Source organism: Rhodobium orientis (assembly GCF_003258835.1).
Lineage (GTDB): Bacteria > Pseudomonadota > Alphaproteobacteria > Rhizobiales > Rhodobiaceae > Rhodobium > Rhodobium orientis.
In genome coordinates this window covers 30,363-48,985 of record NZ_NPEV01000028.1, presented here as the reverse complement: position 1 = coordinate 48,985, position 18,623 = coordinate 30,363, and the positions used below count along the sequence as shown (strand labels likewise).

24 protein-coding genes and 3 tRNA genes are annotated in these 18,623 nt (G+C 64.0%); 18 read left to right on the top strand and 9 right to left on the bottom strand.

All coding sequences use genetic code 11. The features are described 5' to 3' along the window. The first annotated feature begins 11 nt into the window (after positions 1-11). From CH339_RS24715 to CH339_RS13545, 3 genes are all read left to right on the top strand, one after another. Positions 12-182 carry a hypothetical protein gene (locus CH339_RS24715; RefSeq protein ID WP_170138524.1) on the top strand — a complete coding sequence of 57 codons (171 nt, stop codon included), beginning with the start codon at positions 12-14 and terminating at the stop codon, positions 180-182. 71 nt (positions 183-253) lie between these two features. Next, positions 254-1,561, top strand: coding sequence for a hypothetical protein (locus tag CH339_RS13550; RefSeq protein WP_170138523.1), 1,308 nt, complete (start codon positions 254-256; stop codon positions 1,559-1,561). Positions 1,562-1,564: 3 nt separating this feature from the next. Continuing rightward, positions 1,565-1,744 (top strand): hypothetical protein, encoded by a 180-nt coding sequence (locus tag CH339_RS13545; protein WP_111434885.1) that lies wholly within the window; start codon positions 1,565-1,567, stop codon positions 1,742-1,744. A 29-nt stretch (positions 1,745-1,773) separates the two neighbouring features. Here CH339_RS13545 and CH339_RS13540 read toward each other — a convergent pair whose 3' ends face one another. Continuing rightward, positions 1,774-2,106, bottom strand: a complete 333-nt coding sequence (locus CH339_RS13540; RefSeq protein ID WP_111434884.1) for a GPW/gp25 family protein — start codon at positions 2,104-2,106, stop codon at positions 1,774-1,776. Between the two features lie 126 nt (positions 2,107-2,232). Between CH339_RS13540 and CH339_RS13535 the strand changes: the two genes are divergently transcribed. The 7 genes from CH339_RS13535 to CH339_RS13505 all read left to right on the top strand — a co-directional run bounded on the left by CH339_RS13535 (position 2,233) and on the right by CH339_RS13505 (position 8,816). Continuing rightward, positions 2,233-3,522: a phage tail sheath subtilisin-like domain-containing protein gene (locus CH339_RS13535; protein ID WP_111434883.1), complete on the top strand. Its 1,290-nt coding sequence runs from the start codon at positions 2,233-2,235 to the stop codon at positions 3,520-3,522. A gap of 15 nt (positions 3,523-3,537) precedes the next feature. Beyond that, entirely contained in the window at positions 3,538-4,071 is a 534-nt protein-coding gene (locus tag CH339_RS13530) for a phage major tail tube protein (protein WP_111434882.1), read from the top strand. After that, positions 4,071-4,622 (top strand): hypothetical protein, encoded by a 552-nt coding sequence (locus CH339_RS24710; protein WP_170138522.1) that lies wholly within the window; start codon positions 4,071-4,073, stop codon positions 4,620-4,622. Before CH339_RS13530 ends, CH339_RS24710 begins: the two co-directional genes overlap by 1 nt. Positions 4,623-4,727: 105 nt before the next feature. Beyond that, positions 4,728-7,124, top strand: a complete 2,397-nt coding sequence (locus CH339_RS13520) for a phage tail tape measure protein (protein WP_111434881.1) — start codon at positions 4,728-4,730, stop codon at positions 7,122-7,124. Then, complete coding sequence (locus tag CH339_RS13515) at positions 7,124-7,546, top strand: phage tail protein (protein ID WP_245408149.1); 423 nt, start codon at positions 7,124-7,126, stop codon at positions 7,544-7,546. The genes CH339_RS13520 and CH339_RS13515 overlap by 1 nt, the downstream gene beginning before the upstream one ends. Next, a complete protein-coding gene (locus tag CH339_RS13510; protein WP_170138521.1) occupies positions 7,546-7,803 on the top strand; it encodes a tail protein X in 258 nt (85 codons plus the stop codon). Before CH339_RS13515 ends, CH339_RS13510 begins: the two co-directional genes overlap by 1 nt. Positions 7,804-7,805: 2 nt before the next feature. Beyond that, positions 7,806-8,816, top strand: a complete 1,011-nt coding sequence (locus CH339_RS13505) for a phage late control D family protein (RefSeq protein WP_146610175.1) — start codon at positions 7,806-7,808, stop codon at positions 8,814-8,816. Positions 8,817-8,848: 32 nt separating this feature from the next. Here CH339_RS13505 and CH339_RS24330 read toward each other — a convergent pair whose 3' ends face one another. Then, a complete protein-coding gene (locus CH339_RS24330; RefSeq protein ID WP_146610174.1) occupies positions 8,849-9,520 on the bottom strand; it encodes a hypothetical protein in 672 nt (223 codons plus the stop codon). Between the two features lie 78 nt (positions 9,521-9,598). On the opposite strand from CH339_RS24330, the gene CH339_RS25415 reads away from it, so the two are divergent. The 4 genes from CH339_RS25415 to CH339_RS13480 all read left to right on the top strand — a co-directional run bounded on the left by CH339_RS25415 (position 9,599) and on the right by CH339_RS13480 (position 11,974). Continuing rightward, positions 9,599-10,030, top strand: a complete 432-nt coding sequence (locus CH339_RS25415) for a Com family DNA-binding transcriptional regulator (RefSeq protein WP_111434877.1) — start codon at positions 9,599-9,601, stop codon at positions 10,028-10,030. Between the two features lie 80 nt (positions 10,031-10,110). Then, on the top strand, positions 10,111-10,302 hold the full coding sequence (locus CH339_RS13490; protein WP_111434876.1) for a hypothetical protein: 192 nt from the start codon (positions 10,111-10,113) through the stop codon (positions 10,300-10,302). Continuing rightward, the gene (locus CH339_RS13485; RefSeq protein ID WP_111434875.1) at positions 10,299-11,390 is read left to right on the top strand and encodes an ABC transporter ATP-binding protein; all 1,092 of its coding nucleotides are present in this window, start codon (positions 10,299-10,301) and stop codon (positions 11,388-11,390) included. Before CH339_RS13490 ends, CH339_RS13485 begins: the two co-directional genes overlap by 4 nt. Then, positions 11,387-11,974, top strand: coding sequence for a formyltransferase family protein (locus CH339_RS13480; RefSeq protein WP_244668960.1), 588 nt, complete (start codon positions 11,387-11,389; stop codon positions 11,972-11,974). Before CH339_RS13485 ends, CH339_RS13480 begins: the two co-directional genes overlap by 4 nt. Before the next feature lie 93 nt (positions 11,975-12,067). Here the strand turns inward: CH339_RS13480 and CH339_RS13475 are convergent. From CH339_RS13475 to CH339_RS13450, 6 genes are all read right to left on the bottom strand, one after another. Then, positions 12,068-12,144 (bottom strand) — tRNA-Arg (locus CH339_RS13475). A gap of 121 nt (positions 12,145-12,265) precedes the next feature. After that, the gene (locus CH339_RS13470) at positions 12,266-12,571 is read right to left on the bottom strand and encodes an ETC complex I subunit (RefSeq protein WP_111434874.1); all 306 of its coding nucleotides are present in this window, start codon (positions 12,569-12,571) and stop codon (positions 12,266-12,268) included. A gap of 47 nt (positions 12,572-12,618) precedes the next feature. Continuing rightward, a tRNA-Pro gene (locus CH339_RS13465) sits at positions 12,619-12,695 on the bottom strand. An 84-nt stretch (positions 12,696-12,779) separates the two neighbouring features. After that, positions 12,780-13,277 (bottom strand): DUF192 domain-containing protein, encoded by a 498-nt coding sequence (locus CH339_RS13460; protein WP_111434873.1) that lies wholly within the window; start codon positions 13,275-13,277, stop codon positions 12,780-12,782. Positions 13,278-13,285: 8 nt separating this feature from the next. After that, positions 13,286-13,870, bottom strand: coding sequence for a cold-shock protein (locus CH339_RS13455; protein ID WP_111434872.1), 585 nt, complete (start codon positions 13,868-13,870; stop codon positions 13,286-13,288). 197 nt (positions 13,871-14,067) lie between these two features. After that, on the bottom strand, positions 14,068-14,829 hold the full coding sequence (locus CH339_RS13450) for an SIR2 family NAD-dependent protein deacylase (protein ID WP_111434871.1): 762 nt from the start codon (positions 14,827-14,829) through the stop codon (positions 14,068-14,070). A 40-nt stretch (positions 14,830-14,869) separates the two neighbouring features. On the opposite strand from CH339_RS13450, the gene CH339_RS13445 reads away from it, so the two are divergent. From CH339_RS13445 to CH339_RS13435, 3 genes are all read left to right on the top strand, one after another. Further along, positions 14,870-15,310, top strand: a complete 441-nt coding sequence (locus CH339_RS13445) for a VOC family protein (RefSeq protein WP_111434870.1) — start codon at positions 14,870-14,872, stop codon at positions 15,308-15,310. A 152-nt stretch (positions 15,311-15,462) separates the two neighbouring features. Then, positions 15,463-15,537, top strand: a tRNA-Glu gene (locus CH339_RS13440). A gap of 409 nt (positions 15,538-15,946) precedes the next feature. After that, the gene (locus tag CH339_RS13435; protein WP_111434869.1) at positions 15,947-16,882 is read left to right on the top strand and encodes a restriction endonuclease; all 936 of its coding nucleotides are present in this window, start codon (positions 15,947-15,949) and stop codon (positions 16,880-16,882) included. Between the two features lie 141 nt (positions 16,883-17,023). On the opposite strand, the gene CH339_RS13430 is transcribed toward CH339_RS13435, so the two are convergent. After that, a complete protein-coding gene (locus tag CH339_RS13430) occupies positions 17,024-17,749 on the bottom strand; it encodes an SDR family oxidoreductase (protein ID WP_111434868.1) in 726 nt (241 codons plus the stop codon). 155 nt (positions 17,750-17,904) lie between these two features. On the opposite strand from CH339_RS13430, the gene soxR reads away from it, so the two are divergent. Continuing rightward, the gene (gene soxR / locus CH339_RS13425; protein WP_111434909.1) at positions 17,905-18,357 is read left to right on the top strand and encodes a redox-sensitive transcriptional activator SoxR; all 453 of its coding nucleotides are present in this window, start codon (positions 17,905-17,907) and stop codon (positions 18,355-18,357) included. Positions 18,358-18,623: the final 266 nt, after the last annotated feature.

Genomic DNA, 18,623 nt, shown 5'->3' with positions numbered 1-18,623 from the left:
AGGCCTGACACATGGGACTGCCGAAAACCATCGATCCGGATGCGCGCTACCGGATCACCCTTTCCGGTGTCGCCGAGCACGGCGGCAAGCGCTACTCGCCGGGACGCAAGAACATCGTCAGGGGCAAAATCCTTGAGGCAATCAAGGACAAGGTGACCACAGCGGCGATCGAGAAGGGCTGACGATGGTTGCCTACCGGCCCCCGCAACTCGGCGCCAACGACACCCTGTCGGCGGAGACGCTTGAGCATAAGTTGATCAAGCCGTTCCATGCGCGGCTGTCGCGCCTGGAAGACTCCCAGGCCGGCGCCGACGCTGCCGTCAAACGACTGACCGAGGACGGCCTCCGCCGGATCGACCAATTGATCCTGCCGACGCTGGCCAACGTCCAGGCGCTTGCCTCGAATATCGGTGCGATGCTGACAGCGCCGAGCCGGTCGGAGCTGACGGTCGGGATCGGCGCAAAAACCGTTATCGTCACCGAGCCGGAGCGCTACGCCTTCGCGCCGACCGGTTGGGTGGTGATCCGCGCAATTGCCGATCCGAGCGCGGTCATGGTCGCCTCGGTCGACCTCTATCTCCGCGACAGCGGCCAGATGCAGATCACGGCGGTTAGCGCCGCCGGCGCGGGCACGTTCGACGCCTGGACCATTTCCCCGTCGCCGCCGCCAATCCTCAACCACGAGGCCCGTGCCGACAATCCGCACCGGGTGACGGCGGATCAGGTCGGTGCCTATGCCAAGGCCGCCGTCGACGCGGCTTTGGAGGCCCGGCTCAATGTCGCGGCCGCAGATGCGCTTTATCCGCGCCTTGACGGCGTCAATGCCGGGCCGCTGAGCGGGTTCGCTAATCTGATCGTCAATGGCGGCTTCGGCATAAACCAGCGGGATTTTGCCGGTGGGATGCTGGCCGCAGGCGAATACGGCAACGACCGCTTTCGGGCCGGTGCCGACGGCGCCGAGTTTGACGTCGCCGACGGCATCGTGACGCTGGCGGGCGGCTCTCTGATCCAGACGATCGAGGATCCCGGTCTTGCCGGCAAGACCGTCACCGTAGACGTGGACGACCCCAGTGCCGACCTTGGCATCGACATCGGCGGCGCAACGGGTGTCATTGCCGCCGGCGCGGGCCGGCGCGGGGTGCAGATCGCCGTTCCATCTGGGCTGACCGACCTCGATGTCGAAATTGCCGGGACGGGCGCCTCTTTTTCTCGACTACAGCTTCGTGAGGGCGGCGCCATCACGGCCTTCGAGACGCGGCCGCCGGCCGTCGAGGAGATGCTTTGCCATCGCTATTTCGCTGCCGGCGTGTCCTTCTCCCATTCGGCAATGGCCGATGGCGCCGGCCAGACCGCACCATTTTACGCCATTCCGCGCGCTCCGGTCCCTATGCGTGTGAAGCCCGCCGTCGTTGCCCACAATGTTTACAACTCCTCGAACGTTTCTCCCGGCTCGTTCGTGGTGCTCGCCAGCTTCAGGGACGGCGCGATGATTACGGTGGCTTCATCCGGTGCCGGCCGAACCTTTTGGTTTGGCACCGTCGACTACGATGCGGAGTTCTGATCGATGCCAATCACGGTCGAATACGCCAATACGGCCAAGACAATGTTCCGCCTCGTGATCGGGGAAAGGGAGATATTCGTCCCCGATGACATGCGCAATCGCCACCGCCAGCTCATCGCCACGCTCGAGCCCGACGGCGACGACTTTCCGGTCTGGGATATGGCCACGACAACGGGGCCGTGAGGCCGGCTGCAGCGGGCAGAACCGTTACGTCAGTAAAGGACGTCAACCGCGGCTCGTTCTCCGCTGTCTTTGTCGGAATACCGGACCTTCAAAACTAGTGAACCGTCAATGGATTGGTCGACCGACACGTCGACATCCTCAATTCGGGGCTCATATTCCGCGAGCGCGTGAAGCGCCTGTTGCCGTATCTGATCAACATTGAAAGGTGGCTTGGGAGCGCCGGAATCGGCAAGAAAACCAACACCAAATTCGCGGCGCATTAGCCTTGATCCTTTGGCGGTCGTCAAAACAGTCTTGATGCCTTGCTTGATGCTATCGGCTCGTCCAATGACTTTACCGGTATTGCGATCAATCCCGACCATGGCTTTCCCCGCGGAATACAGTTAAGTGTCGATCTTCGGCTAACCGGCAACTCCTGACACCTGTCAGGCGTGAGGCTTTTAGCCCGCGCCTCCACAGTCGCGCTTGACGTTCATGAGGTCAAGCGCATGCCGACAAGCGATTTCAACCATGGCACCCGCGTCCTGCGGCTCGGCGACGACGCCCGGCCGATCGAGGTTGCCGACCAGTCAAATATCGGGGCCGTCGTCACAGCACCGGATGCCGATCTGAGCATCCCGCGCGACGAGCCGTTCCATTTTTTCACCCACGATACCGAGACCGTCGCCAAGCTCGGCGCCACCGGCACCGTCCGTGACGTGATCAACCTGGTGAAGGCCCAGGGCATTGAGGCGTCGATCGTTCTTTCGGTCGTAGAGGAAGGGGCCGACATCGACGCCACCCGGACAAAGCTGATGGGCTCGGCCGCCTCGATGACCGGCGTTCACGCGCTCTCCTATGCGCTCGGCCATGTCGGCAAGGAGCCGGACATCCTGATCTGCCCCGGCTTTGTGGCCGGCCGGGTCGACAACGCCAAGAACCCGGTGGCCGATGCGCTCGAGCAGGTCGGCGACAAGTTGATGGCGATTTCCGTCTTCGACACCGGCGGCCCAACCAAGGAGGACTCCCTGGAATACCGGGCCGACTTCGCCTCCCGCTTCACCTATCTGGTCGATCCCTACGTCCGCGTCCTTCCCGAAGGTGGCACGGAGATTGTCGCCAAGCCGGCCTCGCCGGTGGTTGCCGGCCTGATGGTGAAGAAGGACAAGGAAAAGGGCGGCGTCTACTGGTCGCCCTCCAACCAGGAGGCGCACGGCGTCCTCGGCATCGCCCGACCGGTCTCTTTCTTCGACGGAGAGATCGACCACGAGGCGAACTATCTCAACGAGAACGGCATCGCCACCTTCATCCCGGCAAAGGTCGTGCAGCAGGCCGGCGGCGCCTATTCAGCCAACGGCCGCATCCTGTGGGGCAACCGCACTGCGTCCCTCGATCCGCTCTGGGTGTTCATCAACGTGGTGCGCACCCGCGCCTCGATCGAGAAGTCGATGGTGCGGTCGTTCCGTCCTTGGGCCAACGACCAGAACATCTCGCCCCAGCACGTCATTTCGGTGATGCGCTCCACCCAAAATTTCCTGGACGAGCTGAAGGCGCCTTCGGTCGGCGCCATCCTCGGCGGCGAAGTGTTCTGGGACCGCGAGGTCAACACCAATTCCTCGCTGCGCCTCGGCAAGTTGCGCGTCGACTTCGACGCCGAGGAGGCGCCGCCGCTTGAGGACCTGATCTTCGGGTCGCGCCGCAACGAGGCCTATTTCAACGATCTCGCCACCGCGATCAACGAGCGGATCGCCGTGAGCTTCGAGCGCACGGTCGACGACTACCTCAGCCTTGCGGCCTAACGCCAGGAGATCACCATGTCGCTCAGACTGCTTCGCGGCTTCACCCTCATCATCAACGACAATATCAACCTCGCCATCGATATCGAGGAATTGCGGCTCGCCGGACTGGGGGAAAAGACCAAGACCTTTCAGCCGGGTGGCGGCGACCTTGAGATCGACATCACCGGCCTCGGCATCAAGGCGCTGTCGACGCCGTTCAAGGTCATCTCCCACACCCCGGCGGTGATGGGAATGGTCGGCGGCCCGCCTGGCGTCCGTCACGATTTTTCCGGCATCAAGCACGTCGTCGACGAGGACGGCGGCGCCGAACACGAGCACGCCGTCGACATGAAGGGCCGGCTCATCAAGATGGAGCCGGAGAACATGAAATCCGACAATGCCGCCGGCTACGACTACACGATCGGCTCGATCTGGAACTACACCGAGATGTGGGACGGCCGAGTCATGCACCGCTTCAACTTCAAGCTCGGCGGCTGGCAGATCTGGAACTTCCAGCAGATCAACAAGGGCCGCTCCCGGCGCCTGTTTGCCCGTGTGGGAGGCGCGTGATGGCCGGTCCCGAGACGAGAGCCTTCGCGCCGGCCGACGCCGCCGCGCCGGAACGCCCGGCCGCGCCCGCCGCCGCGAAGCCGGCCGAGGCCCAGGCGGCCCCGCAAAAGGCCGAGGCCGGATCTGCCGCCCGGCCGCAGCGGGCAACGCACACGACCATCCCGCTGTCGGTTCCTGCCGACAAGGTCATCGACGGCGGCAAGGTCGAGCAGGTCGGCCAGCTCGTCATGCGCCGGCCGCGGGTGCGCCACGTCAAGCAGCTGATTGCGCTCCTCGGTCCGGAGATCATCAAGACGCTGGCCGGCGAGGATCGGGCGGAAAACCTCACCAAGGAGGGCCGTCTGGAAGAGATCGGCGGCGAAGTCATTGCCCTCCTGTTGTCGCCGGATCGGCTCGACGGGCTTTCGGCGCTCCTCGGCGATCTCTGTTCGCAGCCGGCCGCGGTCATCGACGATCTCGATCCGCTCGACCTTTGGGAGGTCGCCAAGGCACTCGTCGGTTTTTTTATCGACAGCCCGTCGCAGCTGTCTTCGATCTTGAAGCGCGACTGAGCCTTGCCTACCGGCAGCGTCCGGGCGCCTTCGACGATCAGCCGTGGTGGGAGTTCCTTCAGGCCGCCGCGGCCCTCGATCGCCTGGTGACGACGGAGACGGCTGATGGGTGACATGCGCGTCGGCGTCCTCGTCGACTTTCTGACCCGCGGCGTCGACAAGGTCGAGCACGGAAAGAAGGCCCTTGCCGGCATCGCCGGCGTTGTCGGTCAGGCGAAACGCGGCTTTGCCGACGGTCTTCGCTCAACGCTTTCCGCCAACAACATCGACGAGGCGATCCGCACCCACGAGCAGCGCCTCAATCGGGCACGCGGCAAGCTCCTCGATGCGGCTGCCATGGCGATGACCATCTTCACGCCTGTGAAGATGTCCGCTCAGTTTGAGGACGCCTTTGCGGAGGTCGACAAGGTCTTCCAAGGGTCGCGCGAGCGGCTTGCCGACTTCAAGAAATTCCTGCTGACGACCACGTCGGAGATCCCTGTCTCGGCAAAGGGCATGGCGGAGATCCTCGCCGAGGCACTGCAGGCGGGTATCCCCCAGGAGACTGCCGAGGCTTTCACCAAATTCACGGCCAAGGCGAGCGTCGCCTTCGACATGCTCGCCCGCGACACCGGCGAGAACTTCGCCAAGATCAGGAACGTCTACCAACTCACCCAGGAGGGTATCGAGCGCACCGGCGACGCTGCCAACCATCTCTCCAACAACATGGCGGCAAAGGCACCGGAGATCATCAATTTCCTGCGCCGGGCGGCCGGCGCCGCGCCCGGGCTTGGCCACACCGCGACGGAGATGGCCGGACTTGGCACCGCCTTCATTGCTGCCGGCACCCAGGCCGAAGTCGCCTCACGTGCCGTCAATGCCCTTTCAAACCGCATTCATGCCGGCACCGGCAAGAATCTCCTCGCCGCCTTCGAGATGATCGGCCTCAATCGCAAGGAGTTTTCCAGGCGTCTGAAGACCGAAGGCGTCCCGGCGTTGCTCGACCTCCTGGAGCGGGTTTCGAAGCACGAAGAACGCGACTTCATCATGAAGGAACTCGCCGGCCAGGACTTCACCGACGATTTCAACAAGCTCCTCAACAACCTCGGCCTTCTCCGCCAAGCCTACGGCCTGGTCGCGAAGGAGGCCGACTATGCGGGATCGGTCGAGGACGAATTCGCCAAGCGGCTGAAGACCCGCCTGCAGCAATGGCAACTGGCCAAGAACCGGGCCGCCGAGCTTGCCATCACCCTCGGCGACATCATGCTGCCAACCGTCCAGGACGGGCTGGAACTTTTCGGCGAGATGACGGCGGGTGTCCTGGCCTTTTCCGAGGTCCATCCGGAGCTGACCGAGAACGTCGTAAACCTGACTGCCGGGTTGCTCGCCTTCGGCGTTGCATCTCGCGTGCTGCGCTACGGCATGGAGCTGGTGAGCGGGCCTCTGATCCGGCTCATCTCTCTATTTGCCAAGTTCGACAACGGAATAAATGTCGCTCCTTTGTCCAAGCTCGTTGGCTACTTGGGCGGGCTCGGCCGGGCGGCCCGCCTTGTGGCGGGCGCCGGCGCCGTCGCTGCGATTTTTGAGCTGATCCGCGAGCTTTCCGCGCTTCCAGACGCCCACGGCCGCGCCATGGAAGCCGCCGAAAAGCACGGTCTGACGTTGAAGGGGTTTGCCGACATCGCCGGGCAAGCCGCCGATAAGATCAACGAACTGACGAAATCGGAGAAGGCACGAGCGCTTTCCCAGGCCAAGGACAAGCTCGCCGAGTTGGAGGCCGACCGAAAGGAGGTCGCGGATCTCACGGACGAAAGGGCAAAGCTCGCGCTGCGATCGGCCGAGCAGGAGCTGGAACGGGCGGAGCGCATCCGCAAGGCATCGGGCCGAGAGCCGGTCGGATCATCCGGACCCTTCACGGGCCTATCCACCGACCAGATTCGCCAGGTCCGAGACCTTGTCCGCTCGTTCTCCGAAGGCGATATCTCCGCCGAAGACATCACGGCGCGGCTTTACCAACTCGGCGAAACGCTCCGCGGCAAGAACGCCGAGGCTCGGTCGGAACTTGAGCGCATGGCGGATCAGTTCTCGGCTATGGACCAGTTGACCGCCAAGATCCGGGAAATCAACGACACGATCCGTGAGTTGAAAAAGCGCGACGCCGCCGGATCGGTGGACGCGGTGCATGAGCGGTTGCCGGAACCCAAGCCGGAACTTCCAGCCGCGTCGCGCGGCCCGGTGCCCCGGCCGAAGCCGGCGCGAGGCACAAAGACGCAAGACCTCCCGCCAACCGTGGAGGACTACAGCAAGCTCTTCCAGGGCAGCGACAACAAGGCGATCCAGAAGCTGGAAACCCACATCAAGGCGCAGCTGATCGACAAACGGCCGCCCTACGTCACCGTCAATGCGCCAATCAGCATTTCCGGGGTCACCGATCCCAAGGCCGTCGCCGGCGAGGTCCGCCGGCAGCTCGGCGCAGCCGTCTCCAAGGCGCGCACCGGCGCCCTGCACGGGGGGACGGAATAGTGCCGCTCCTTGCGCTGGGTCCCCACATCTTCGACATCATGCCGCTCAACTACCAGCGGCTTGAGGCCGAGGTCTCCGCCAACTGGCCGGCGATCCCCCATTTTGGCAGCCGGCCGGGCGCGCAGTTGACCGGCTTCGGCGAGAACCCGATCACCATATCCGGCCTCTTGTTTCCCCAGGAGTTCGGCGGGCGCACGGAGTTGGAAGCCGTAAAGACCACGCTGAGCGCCGGAAAGCCGGTGAGCCTTATCGGCTGGGCCGGCTTCACGGGAACGGCGGCCAGCGTTTTCGGCATGGTCGTGCTGCTTAGAATCTCCACCAGCGACGAGGAGATCGGCCAGGACGGCCTCGGCCGCGAGGTCTCCTACGAGATCGAGGTCAAGCCGAAACCGGGCCTCAGCGGACGATGGGGGCTTTTCTGATGGCTCTCGTGCTGCCGCGCCAACCGGTCCGCGTCACCGTCGAGGACGCCACTGTCGACCAGATCTGCTTCGAGTTCGCCTGGATCGTCCTCGGCGACCGGGTCAAGGCCGGCCGGCTGCGGAAATATGTCGATGCCACCTTTGATGCCAATCCCGGCCTCGCCGCGATCGGCGAAGTCCTTCCGCTCGGCAAGACCTTCGTCCTGCCGGAATTCACCGTCGAGGCGGACGCCGAAACTGTCCGGCTGTGGGACTGACCATGATCGGATTGAAGCCTGTCATAGAGGTGGCGATCGACGGCAAACCGGTGTCGTCGGTTTTCTATAACCTCCTGGTGTCGGCCACCATCACCGACGTGTTCGGCAACCCGGAGGCCGACAGCTTCGAGGCGCGTTTCGACGATGAGGGAAACCGCATCGAGGAGCCGCGGATCGGCGCGGTGGTCTCCGTCCGGATGGGTTATGCCGACCTGCAGCTCTATAAGTCCGGCACCTTCATCGTCGACAAGCCGCCGCAGATCGAGGGCGGCGACGGCGGCGAGTTCCTGACCGTCACCGCCCGCGGCGCCGACATGCGCGCCGACCTGAAGGAGCCGCTTTCCGAGCATTTCGACGATCCGACCGTGGACAAGGTGTTCGGCGAACTCGCGAAGCGCCACGGCCTCGGGCTCGAAATCAGCCCTTCGCTTAAGAGTCTGCCCCTCGGCGACGGCAAGTACCTGTTGCGCAACGGCCAGTCGGTGCACGATTTCTGCACCCGCATCGGCGACCGCATCGGCGCGGTCTACACCTACAAGGACAACAAGATGCTGCTCGTTGCGCGCGGCACCGGCTCGGTTTCCGGCAGCGCGCTGCCGGCGATCCGCAAGCACAAGTCCGAGTGCAGCAACTGGACCTTCACGCCGGATCCCCGGCCGCAATACGGCAAGGTCGGCACCCGCTGGTTCGACCGCAAGAAAGGCCTCTACGTGCCGGAGACGGCCGAAACCGGGCTGGAAGGGCCGGAATGGCGCCTGCGTCACCCCTACGCCTCGAAGGACGAAGCCGAACGGGCGGCAAAATCGGAGGGCGAGCGGCTATCGTCGGAGACCGCCGTCGGCTCTGTCACCTTCGATGGCGACCCGGAAGCCGCCGCCGGCGCCGACCTCATCCTATCAGGCTTCCGCGCATCGATGAGCAAGACCTGGCTCGCCAACGAGGTGCGCCACGAGTTCGCCGAGACCTATCTGAGCACGGTGGATTTCAAGGTGAAGAAGGGGGGTGGGACGTGAGCGTGCCGCTGTGGATTTTTCGTCAGCCCGCTTCAGGCTTCGAACAGGCCGTTGCTGACCTTTTCGATTTCTCGGCGGATTCCTTTCGCATTTTCTACTATGGCAGCAATATAATGATTGCAGGCCTCTCTTGCACTCTCGACGCGCTGTTTGAGGCCTTCTTCGATGGCGGCCGTTTCTTGCGGCGTCGGATGCTTGCCATTCAATTTGGGACCGACAAAAGCGGCCGCTACCAATTCGGCCCCGTCGGAGTCAACGAACTCACGCAGATCATTAAGAGCGTCCAAAAGCCCGTCACGGGCACCGAAAAGCTGGCCAATTTCTATTGTGTCATCGATTTGTCGCTCCGCGATCTCGTGGGATACAGCTTTTATCTCCTCCGTGGCTGTTCTCACCTGGTCAACCGTCATGGTCGGAGCGTAGTCGCCTATTTTCACTTTGATGAGGGCGTCCACCACGCGTCGGCGGGGGAAATCAAACCGTTCGACGACGGCAAGCGCTTGCTTGTATTTCTCGTGCTCTTTGTAGGTCAGTCGGAGTTCCTCAATGAGTTCCCGGCGCGTTTGAATTCGCAACTGCCGCCAAACCGGTCGGGCTGCCAGAGTGGCAGCAAGAACGGCCAACAAAGCACCGACGATCGGCCCCAAGGACATGATCCACTCGCGGGCGCATGCGCGGCCGTCTTCCAGTTTGCCATCCACCATCGGCAAAACGCTTTCTGGGCCGAACTGAGCACGGCCGACGAATCGAGCCCCATCACGTGACCGGCGACAATCAGTGTGATGCCGCCGACCAAAAACACGATGATTAACCGAAGGAGAACTGCGACGAAGCGCGGCTTCTTTCGGATCAAAGCCATTTTCGGGTCCAACCCATTTGCCGTTCGCCTGCTCAAAGGAGCGGGGAGCCCGGAGCGTTGCAGCGCTCCAAGCGCCGGGCCAAGCGCCAACTCAGTCCCGGCCGACGCCATGAAGCACAACGCCGTCCCCGCCGCTGCCGTCCACACACATGCACGGCGGGGGGATTCAACGACGAGTCCTCATATGGAGTCCATACGCTGTAGTGCCTGCGACGCGCTGCTCTTCAAGGCGGATTCAAATCGCCTTGGAAACGTGATAGAAATCAAGTGCCGCCGATGCGGCGACATCAATAGATTCGGACCTCCTGCTAGGCCCGAAAAGACCGGAGCCGCCCGGCGCGAAACCCGGCCCTGACCGGTCCCCCAAGAGGCCCCGAGCCCTCCCAGAAAAACCGAGCGAACGCCCGCGAGCGTCTTTGAAAAAGGAGGCCTCTTGTGGCTGAAGAAAAAGCCCGGTCCGGCGCGCTCCCTTGTTTGCCCGACGGCGCACCGGGAAAACCGCGCGGAACCCGATACAAGGAGCAATACGGCGTGATTGTCGTCTGCCCCGATGAGGAGGCACAGAAGGCGGTCTATGAAGGCCTGCGGGCCGTTTGTTCGTCCAAGCTCCGGGTGGTTGTGACATGAGGGTCGACATCCACCACTCCTGCAACACCTTCGAAAGCTACCGGGCGGCGCGCGTCAAATCCCTGTTCAATTGCGAGGATGGGCACCGTTTCGACCTTACGGTCGATCTGCCGATCGATGGCAACGATTGGGGGATTGGCCTCATTGTAGGCCCATCCGGGTCCGGGAAGACGTCGATCGGCAAACGGCTTTTTGGCAAGGCGGCCTTTTACCGCCCGGTGGGCTGGCCGGGCAAAGCACCAATCATCGACGCCATTCTGCCGGACGGCGCGTTTGACGACGTGACGGCCGCGCTTTCCGCCGTTGGCCTGGGGTCGGTTCCCGCTTGGGTACGCCCGTACGCCGTGTTGTCCAATGGCGAGCGGTTTCGCGCCGATCTCGCCCGCATTGTGGCTGAAAAGCCGGCCCGCGTTGTCGTCGACGAGTTCACGTCCGTCGTCGATCGGCAAATCGCCCGAATTGGCGCCTTTGCCTTCTCGAAGGCCTGGCGCCGGTCTGGCGGCCAAGCCGTGCTGTTGTCCTGCCATTACGACATCATCGAATGGCTTCAGCCGGATTGGATCCTCGATACGGCGACCGGCAAGTTTTCCGGGAGGTGCCTTCGACGCCGGCCTTCCATCGAAGTCGACGTTTTCGAGACCAACTGGCGATATTGGCCGCTTTTCGAGCCCCATCATTATCTGAAAGCTCCGAAGATGATCGCGGCATTTAACTATGTCGGTTTCGTCGGGGGCCAGCCGGTAGCGCATGTGGCGGTGTCTACCCGACCTGGGCTGGTAGAAGCGCGCGCGTGCCGCCTTGTCGTGATGCCCGAATGGCAGGGCGCCGGCGTCGGCATGCGGTTCTTAAACGCCGTTTGCGCGGCCTGGAGGCGCGGTCAGAATCGCTACGGCAAGCCGATGCTGACCCTTTTTCACACCTCGCACCCCGGATTGGCGGCGGCGTTGCGGCGCGACCCGAAATGGACGCAGATCAGCGCCATTCTTCATGGCGCAAACAAGGTCAAGAGCGCGCGATCATCGGGCAAAGCCGGCTACGGCGGGCACTTTCGGGCGGTCCAAGGCTTTCGTTACGTGGAGGGACTATGATGCAGATTGCGATAGTCGGTAGCCGGTGGTTCGGCGCTGAGGTCTACAGGAACCTGGCGGCGTTCGGCCGGGTTGCCGCGGTTGTGGCTCCTGCTTCGGAAGATCGTCTAGCACAGGCGGCCGCACGTGATGGCGTTCGCGTTGTTGCCCTGGGCGGTCGCCGGCGCGTTGAGGCCGCCGATATTTGCGGGCCGGTCGACCTCATCGTTGCCGCCCATGCCCATGCGTTTGTCGACACCGGCGCGCGCGGCCAAGCCCGCCTCGGGGCAATTGGGTATCACCCGTCGCTGTTGCCGCTGCACCGGGGCCGCGATTCCATAGAGCAGACGATCCGCGCCGGTGATCGCATCACCGGCGGGACGATCTATCACCTCACGGACGACACCGACGCCGGGCCGATTGTCTTCGCCGATTGGTGCTTTGTCTGGCCCGATGACGACGCTCGCTCCCTTTGGCGCAGGGCTTTGGCCCCGATGGGGATAGACCTCATCAACACCGCCGTTTCGCACGCCGCCCTTCATGGCTTCCTGCCGGCGGATGATCAGGACAGCCGCGTCTTAGCCGGGCGTCTCGCCGCCGCCTGAACTGTTGCCATCCGATCTTGCGCGCCGCGCCATTTGATTTTGCGCGCTACATAGGTGAACACCCCGTTCGCCGCATTTCTTTTCGATGAAAAATGGCGACCCCGGCAGGATTCGAACCTGCGACCTGCTGATTAGAAGTCAGCTGCTCTATCCGGCTGAGCTACGGGGTCGTTGATGCCTCGCGCGGTCGAACAGGAGCCCGGGGGCATATGCTCTCGGTCCGTCTCCCGGAGTTTTTTGTCCTTGAGTCCGGCGTCCCTTTCGGGGGCTCGTGCCGACGGGACAAAAAAGTCAGTGAGTCCAGGGCGCGGTGCGGTCGTAGCGGAAGTTGTCGGCGTAAAATTTGCGCTTCGGCTCGCGGGCTTTCGGCTCCAGGACGCGGAATCCCAGGCCGTTGCGCTCCGCATAGGCGATCGCCTCGTCCTTGGTGGCGAAGAACAGGCGCACCTGCTGGGTCATGTCGGTGGCCGAGGTCCAGCCCATCAGCGGATCCCTGTTGCGCGGCGCGGCAGGCTCGAAATCGAGCACCCAGCGCTTGGTCTTGCGGGTGCCGGACTGCATGGCCGTCTTTGTCGGTTTGTAGATGCGCGCGATCATTGCTGGCGGTCTCCCGAAATCCCGTTGCCTTCAAGCCCGGAGACGGCTGGTCGGGGCAGCAGGATTTGAACCTGCGACCTACTGCTCCCAAAGCAGTTGCGCTACCAGGCTGCGCTATGCCCCGCCGGTCCGGCGCCGAACCGACTATCCGATTACACGCTGACCGCCCCGCGGACAAGCGCTTTGCCCCTTGCCTTGCCCTTTGGCCTCACCCGTCTCCGCCGATCAGCGGATTGCGGGCGCGGTCGCCGACCTTCAGCCCGATGCGGTCCGCCGTGCCGCCCACCACCTCAAGCACGAAGCGCGCGCGGTCCGGCGGCGAGATCAGCTCCGTCGATTCCGGCGTGGTGTCGCGTGCGATGAAATTCACCCGGCCGTTCCCGGCAATGAAGATCATGTCGAGGGAGATATAGGTGTTCTTCATCCAGAAGGAGAGCAGTTCGGGCCGCTTGAAATCGAACAGCATGCCGTGGTCCGGCGCCATCTCGCGGCGGTACATCAGGCCGCGGGTGCGTTTCGCCATCGTATCGGCGATCTCGACAGTGAAGGAATGGGACCCGGTCGCCGTTTCCAGCACCACCGGCGCGGCGTCGGCCGCGCGTGGCTGACCGGCCGCGCCAAGCGCCAGCCCGGCGAAGACCAACAGAAAAAGAGCCTGGAAAAAACGGACCTGGGAAAGACCCGTCCGCGTGGCCGGACCCGACATTACCTGCCTCAATGGGAGGACGGGATGTGGCCGCCGTCTTCCGGCCGGATTTCGGCCACCATCAGCCCCTTGGGGCCGGCGCCGTAGCGGATGGTGACGAACTGGCCGGGACGCAGTTCGGCGATGCCGAAGCGGCGCAGGGTCTCCATGTGGATGAAGATGTCCGGGGTGCCCTCGCCGCGGGTCAGGAACCCGTAGCCGCGCAGCCGGTTGAACCACTTCACCTGGGCCCGCTCCGGCCCGAAGGTGGGCGTCACCTGGACATGGGTGCGCGAGGGCGGCATCTGCGAGGGATGCACGGCCGTCGCCTCGTCCATGGAAAGGATGCGCAAGGCCTGCAGGCCGCGCGGGCGCTCCAGCACCTCACAGACGACGCGGGCGCCCTCATAGGCGGTCTGGAAACCGTCGCGCCGGAGGCACGTGACGTGGAGCAGGATGTCGGCCATGCCGTCCCCGTCCGGGACGATGAAGCCGAACCCCTTGGCGACGTCGAACCACTTAATGGTGCCCGCCACCTCAACGACATCGACGGCAGCCTCGTCGGAGAGGTCGTCCAAGTCGTCGCGCGCATCTGGCGAATACTTCGCCACCATGACAATCGGCCTCTTTTTTACGCCTCACAGACGCACCGTCCCCAAGCAACGGCCGCCGGAAGTGATTCCCGGTAGAAGGATACCATCGGGTTGGGGGCCGGGCACAAGGGGTTTTCGTGGCGGCCACGAAATTATCCGCAAGGAAATCGGGCGTATTTTACCGGCTATTCCGCCGAGACAGTACGGTTAGCCAATTCTTACCCAAGAAAAGGCTTGAATACATCGCCTATCTGCATGCGCACGACATGGTCGGCGATGGCATCGAGGTCGGTCGGATCGCGGTTGATGATGACCAGCGTCGCCCCGGCCCGCTTGGCGATCACCGGCAGGGCGGCGGCGGGGTAGACGACCAGCGAGGAGCCGATGGCCAGGAACAGGTCGGCCGTGACGGCCGCCTCCTGGGCGCGCGCCATCTCCGCCTCCGGCATCATCTGGCCGAAGGAAATCACCGCGCCCTTGACGAGGCCGCCGCAGGAACGGCAGCGCGGGCTCTCCCCTGTCTCATCGATGTGCGCGCGCATTTCGGCGAGCTCGTGGCGCTCGCGGCAGTCGAGGCAATGGGCATAATTCCCGTTGCCGTGGATCTCGATGACGCTCTCTGCGGGCACGCCGGCCCGCTGGTGGAGCCCGTCGATGTTCTGGGTGATGACCGTTTCCACATGGCCGCGGCGCACTTCTTCCGCGATCGCCAGGTGGCCGGCATTGGGCTCGGCCGCGCCGAACTGGTCCATCATCACGAAGCGCCGGCGCCAGTCCTCCATGCGCGCGTCTTCGGAGGCGCAGAAGTCGTCGAACATGATCGGCTTGTAGTTGGACCAGATACCGCCCGGGCTGCGGAAATCGGGAATGCCGCTCTCGGTTGAGATGCCGGCGCCGGTGAAGACGACGCCACGGCGGGCGCCGGCCAGAAGCTCGGCGATTGTTTCGCATGCGGCGTTGAGTTCCGCGATCACCGTCATAAGTTATGCCTCAGATTCGAAAAAACGGGAGACGCAAAAAATGCGCTATCTGCACACCATGGTTCGCGTGAAGGACCTCGATGCCTCGCTCGATTTCTACTGCAACAAGCTCGGCCTGCAAGAGGTGCGCCGGACCGAGAGCGAAAAGGGCCGGTTCACGCTGATCTTCCTGGCCGCACCGGAGGACGGCGACCGGGCCAAGACCGACAAGGCCCCGCTCGTTGAGCTGACCTACAACTGGGACCCGGCAGACTATGGCGAGGGCCGCAATTTCGGCCATCTGGCGTTCGAGGTCGACGACATCTACGGCCTTTGCGACAAGCTGCAGAAATCCGGCGTCACCATCAACCGGCCGCCGCGCGACGGCCACATGGCGTTCGTGCGCTCGCCGGACAACATTTCCGTGGAGCTGCTGCAGAAGGGGGACTCCAAGGAGCCTGCGGAGCCCTGGGCATCCATGGGCAACACCGGCCACTGGTAGGGCCGATCCGGCGCGGTCGCCGGCCCGTGCGGCGGCCGCGGCGCAAGCCCTTGCGAGCGGCCGGCGGACGGCGAAAAATCGCGCCCGGCGGTCTTGTCGCCCGCAGCATTCCCCTCTATAAACCGGCCGTCGATTCCGATGATCGGCCAAGCGCTCCCTTCGTCTATCGGTTAGGACGCCAGATTTTCAATCTGGAAAGAGGGGTTCGACTCCCCTAGGGAGCGCCATTTCTTTTTCGCTCACGACAGTCTCGCTGCGCTCGACGCCTCCGCGGGGCGGCCTGACCGGCCGGCGCACGGTCGTGCTTGCGAACCTGACGGTTCGTTAGTTCGCTCACGACAGCCTCGCTGCGCTCGACATTTCCGGTGACTCCAAGTCGAGTGACACGCATCAATGTTCCATTCGCCGCGTAAGCCCCGTTTTTCCGGCGGCTCGACCTAATGCTTGCCTGGGACAGCAGCAAGCAAAGGTCTCACAATGGGTGGCTGCACGAGGACCGAAGCCGACCGATCTGACTCTTTGTGCGACCCAGCTCTCAATTGAAGAGTGAGACGCAGGCAACTACGCTCTCCCGATGACGGTCACGCCTCCTGGCGGTTCGACCGCGGCGGAACCCAGAGGCAAAGTTGGAGCGACATGGCGATCCCGGACTACCAGACCTTGATGCTTCCCGTGCTGCGCATTGCCGCTAAGGGCGAAACGCGGGTGCCGGAGGTCGCCGAAAAGATGGCCGACGAGTTGGGGCTCGCACCCGACGAGCGCGAGGAGATGTTGCCGAGCGGGCGCCAGCGGGTGCTGCACAACCGCATCCACTGGGCGAAATTCTACATGACCAAGGCCGGTCTGATCGACAGCCCGGCGCGCGGCCGCTTCGTCGCCTCCGAGGCCGGCCGGGAATTGCTTGCATCCAACCCCACCCGCCTCGACACCCGGATGCTGATGGATTATCCGGGGTTCCGGGAGTTTTACGAGAGCAGCCACAGCAAGGGCAGCAGCAACGACCGGGTCTCTGACCGCGAACCCGCCATCGTCGTGGACGAAACCGAGACACCAGAGGAGCAGATCGAGGCTGCCTACCGCTCGCTGAACGCCGCGCTGAGGGCCGACCTCCTCGACCGCATCCGGGAGAACTCACCGGCCTTCTTCGAAAAACTCATCGTCGACCTGCTGGTCGCCATGGGCTATGGCGGCTCGCACAAGAACGCGGCCGAGCAGTTGGGACGTTCCGGCGATGGCGGGGTGGACGGGGTCATCAACGAGGACCGGCTCGGCCTTGACCGCATCTACGTCCAGGCCAAGCGCTATGCGGAGGAGAACACCATCTGCCGGCCGGCCGTTCAGGGCTTCGTCGGCTCGCTGGTCGGCTTCGGCGCCACCAAGGGTGTCTTCGTCACCGCCTCCACTTTCTCCAGCGGCGCCGTCAGCTACGCCAAGAATCTGCCACAGCGGGTCATCCTGATCGACGGCAACCGGCTCGCCGATCTGATGATCGAACACGGCGTCGGAACCCGTCCCCACCGCACCATCCAGGTCCAGCGCCTCGACGAGGACTTCTTCTCCGAGGACGGCTGAGGCAATCGACCGGTTCCGGGACCGTCTGATTTGCAGCCGGTCAATCGCGGCAGGACCATCTGAAAACGGCGCGGAAGGCCCACTCCCGCGCCGCTAGTCGTTTTTGTGCGTGCACGAACGCTCAGGCGAGCCGTGCGTCCCCTACCAGGGCAACTCACAGACGTCGTTGTAGAAACTCGCGGTCGGGCCGTCATTGTCCAGAAGCGCCATGCGGACGACGATGACGGCGGCCTCGGCGGGGGTGCGGGAGGGGCCGAAATTGGTGGCGGCGGTTGCCGTGTAGCCGGGGCAGATGGCGTTGACCTTGATGCCCTTGTCCTGGAGCTGGTCGGCGTAGCTGAGGGTCAGGGAGTTGAGGGCCGCCTTGGAGGCCTTGTAGGTCGGCATCTTCTTGTCGGAGTGTTCCCAGTCCGGCGTGAAGTGCAGGCCGAAGGAGGCGAGCTCGGACGAGACGTTGACGATGCGCGGGGCCTTCGATGCCGACAGCATCGGGATCATCGCCTCGGTCACGCGCACCGTGCCGACGACGTTGACCTCAAGCGTGCGCTCCAGCTTCTCCAGCACCGTCAGGGTCGGGTCGTAGTCGAGGCCGACGCCGGCATTGTTGACGAGGATGTCGAGGTGGCCGAAATCGCGCTCGATGAGGGCGGCAAGGCCGGCGACGCTGGCGTCGTTCGTGGTGTCGAGCTGGACGGGCTGGACGGACAGCCCCTCGGCCCGCATCGGGGCCGCGGCGGCCTCGCCGAGGGCGACGTCGCGGCAGCCCATCAGCACATGCACGCCCTGGCGCGCCAGAGCGATCGTCACGGCCTCGCCGATGCCGCGATTGCCGCCGCTCACGAGCGCAATCAGTTTGCTGTTTTCCATGTCAACGTTTGCTCCAAATGGGCCGGAGGTGCACGTGCATCGACTCCGGCAAGTCACTTCGGCCGGGAGGAGAACCGAAGGGCTTGCGCCGGCAAACCATCTTTGCGTATAAAACCTCAAGCTTGGTTGAGGTCAAGAAAACAGCCCCGGACAAAATGGCACAGCCCGGATCATTACTTACGGTCGGCGAGGTTTCCGAGCGCAGTGGCGTCGCGGTCTCGGCCCTGCACTTCTACGAGGCCAAGGGGCTGATCTCGGCGGCCCGCACGCGCGGCAACCAGCGCCGCTACTCGCGCGACATCCTGCGCCGCATCGCCATCATCCGGGTGGCGCGGGACCTCGGCTTTTCCCTGGCGGAAATCACGCCGCTGCTGAAGCCGATCCCGGAGGGCCAGTCGCCGAGCGCGGCCGACGTCAAGGAGATGGTGGCCGACTGGCGCGAAGCGATCCAGAAGCGCATCGACGATCTTGCGGAGCTGCGTGACAAGCTCGACGGCTGCATCGGCTGCGGCTGCCTGTCGCTGACGGAATGCCCGCTCCGCAACCCGTCAGACGAGCTGGCGGCCGACGGCACGGGCGCTGTGCTGCTGCGTCAGGGAGAGGCGTGACGAAGCATAAGCCCGGGACGGACGATCCCCATGCTGAGCCGGTCCTTGCGGCATTGCGCCGTCGCCGCCCTTGCCTCGCCGGCAACGCCCGCCACTGGGTGCATAGAGCGCTCCGAAGTGTCTCTTAGTTGTGCAATTGCTTTAAATTTGGGCATAAAAGAACATTTTTTTGTCTTCGATCATCGACTTTCGGTGTCACACCGGGTTTTAAGGCTGCCAGCCTGAGCCGGTCGCCCGACGGTCCTTCCCCGCACCGGCATCCACCA

Coding starts and splice junctions, on each gene's coding strand:
- CH339_RS25415 (WP_111434877.1), top strand. CDS start 9,599: ATGCCGCCGACCAAAAACACGATGATTAACCGAAGGAGAACTGCGACG.
- CH339_RS13455 (WP_111434872.1), bottom strand. CDS start 13,870: ATGGTGGCGAAGTATTCGCCAGATGCGCGCGACGACTTGGACGACCTC.
- CH339_RS13530 (WP_111434882.1), top strand. CDS start 3,538: ATGTCGCTCAGACTGCTTCGCGGCTTCACCCTCATCATCAACGACAAT.
- CH339_RS13545 (WP_111434885.1), top strand. CDS start 1,565: ATGCCAATCACGGTCGAATACGCCAATACGGCCAAGACAATGTTCCGC.
- CH339_RS13470 (WP_111434874.1), bottom strand. CDS start 12,571: ATGATCGCGCGCATCTACAAACCGACAAAGACGGCCATGCAGTCCGGC.
- CH339_RS13535 (WP_111434883.1), top strand. CDS start 2,233: ATGCCGACAAGCGATTTCAACCATGGCACCCGCGTCCTGCGGCTCGGC.
- CH339_RS13445 (WP_111434870.1), top strand. CDS start 14,870: ATGCGCTATCTGCACACCATGGTTCGCGTGAAGGACCTCGATGCCTCG.
- CH339_RS24330 (WP_146610174.1), bottom strand. CDS start 9,520: ATGGTGGATGGCAAACTGGAAGACGGCCGCGCATGCGCCCGCGAGTGG.
- CH339_RS13505 (WP_146610175.1), top strand. CDS start 7,806: ATGATCGGATTGAAGCCTGTCATAGAGGTGGCGATCGACGGCAAACCG.
- CH339_RS24710 (WP_170138522.1), top strand. CDS start 4,071: ATGGCCGGTCCCGAGACGAGAGCCTTCGCGCCGGCCGACGCCGCCGCG.
- CH339_RS13460 (WP_111434873.1), bottom strand. CDS start 13,277: ATGTCGGGTCCGGCCACGCGGACGGGTCTTTCCCAGGTCCGTTTTTTC.
- CH339_RS13520 (WP_111434881.1), top strand. CDS start 4,728: ATGGGTGACATGCGCGTCGGCGTCCTCGTCGACTTTCTGACCCGCGGC.
- CH339_RS13435 (WP_111434869.1), top strand. CDS start 15,947: ATGGCGATCCCGGACTACCAGACCTTGATGCTTCCCGTGCTGCGCATT.
- CH339_RS13540 (WP_111434884.1), bottom strand. CDS start 2,106: ATGGTCGGGATTGATCGCAATACCGGTAAAGTCATTGGACGAGCCGAT.
- CH339_RS13450 (WP_111434871.1), bottom strand. CDS start 14,829: ATGACGGTGATCGCGGAACTCAACGCCGCATGCGAAACAATCGCCGAG.
- CH339_RS13480 (WP_244668960.1), top strand. CDS start 11,387: ATGATGCAGATTGCGATAGTCGGTAGCCGGTGGTTCGGCGCTGAGGTC.
- CH339_RS13430 (WP_111434868.1), bottom strand. CDS start 17,749: ATGGAAAACAGCAAACTGATTGCGCTCGTGAGCGGCGGCAATCGCGGC.
- CH339_RS13485 (WP_111434875.1), top strand. CDS start 10,299: ATGAGGGTCGACATCCACCACTCCTGCAACACCTTCGAAAGCTACCGG.
- CH339_RS24715 (WP_170138524.1), top strand. CDS start 12: ATGGGACTGCCGAAAACCATCGATCCGGATGCGCGCTACCGGATCACC.
- CH339_RS13510 (WP_170138521.1), top strand. CDS start 7,546: ATGGCTCTCGTGCTGCCGCGCCAACCGGTCCGCGTCACCGTCGAGGAC.
- soxR (WP_111434909.1), top strand. CDS start 17,905: ATGGCACAGCCCGGATCATTACTTACGGTCGGCGAGGTTTCCGAGCGC.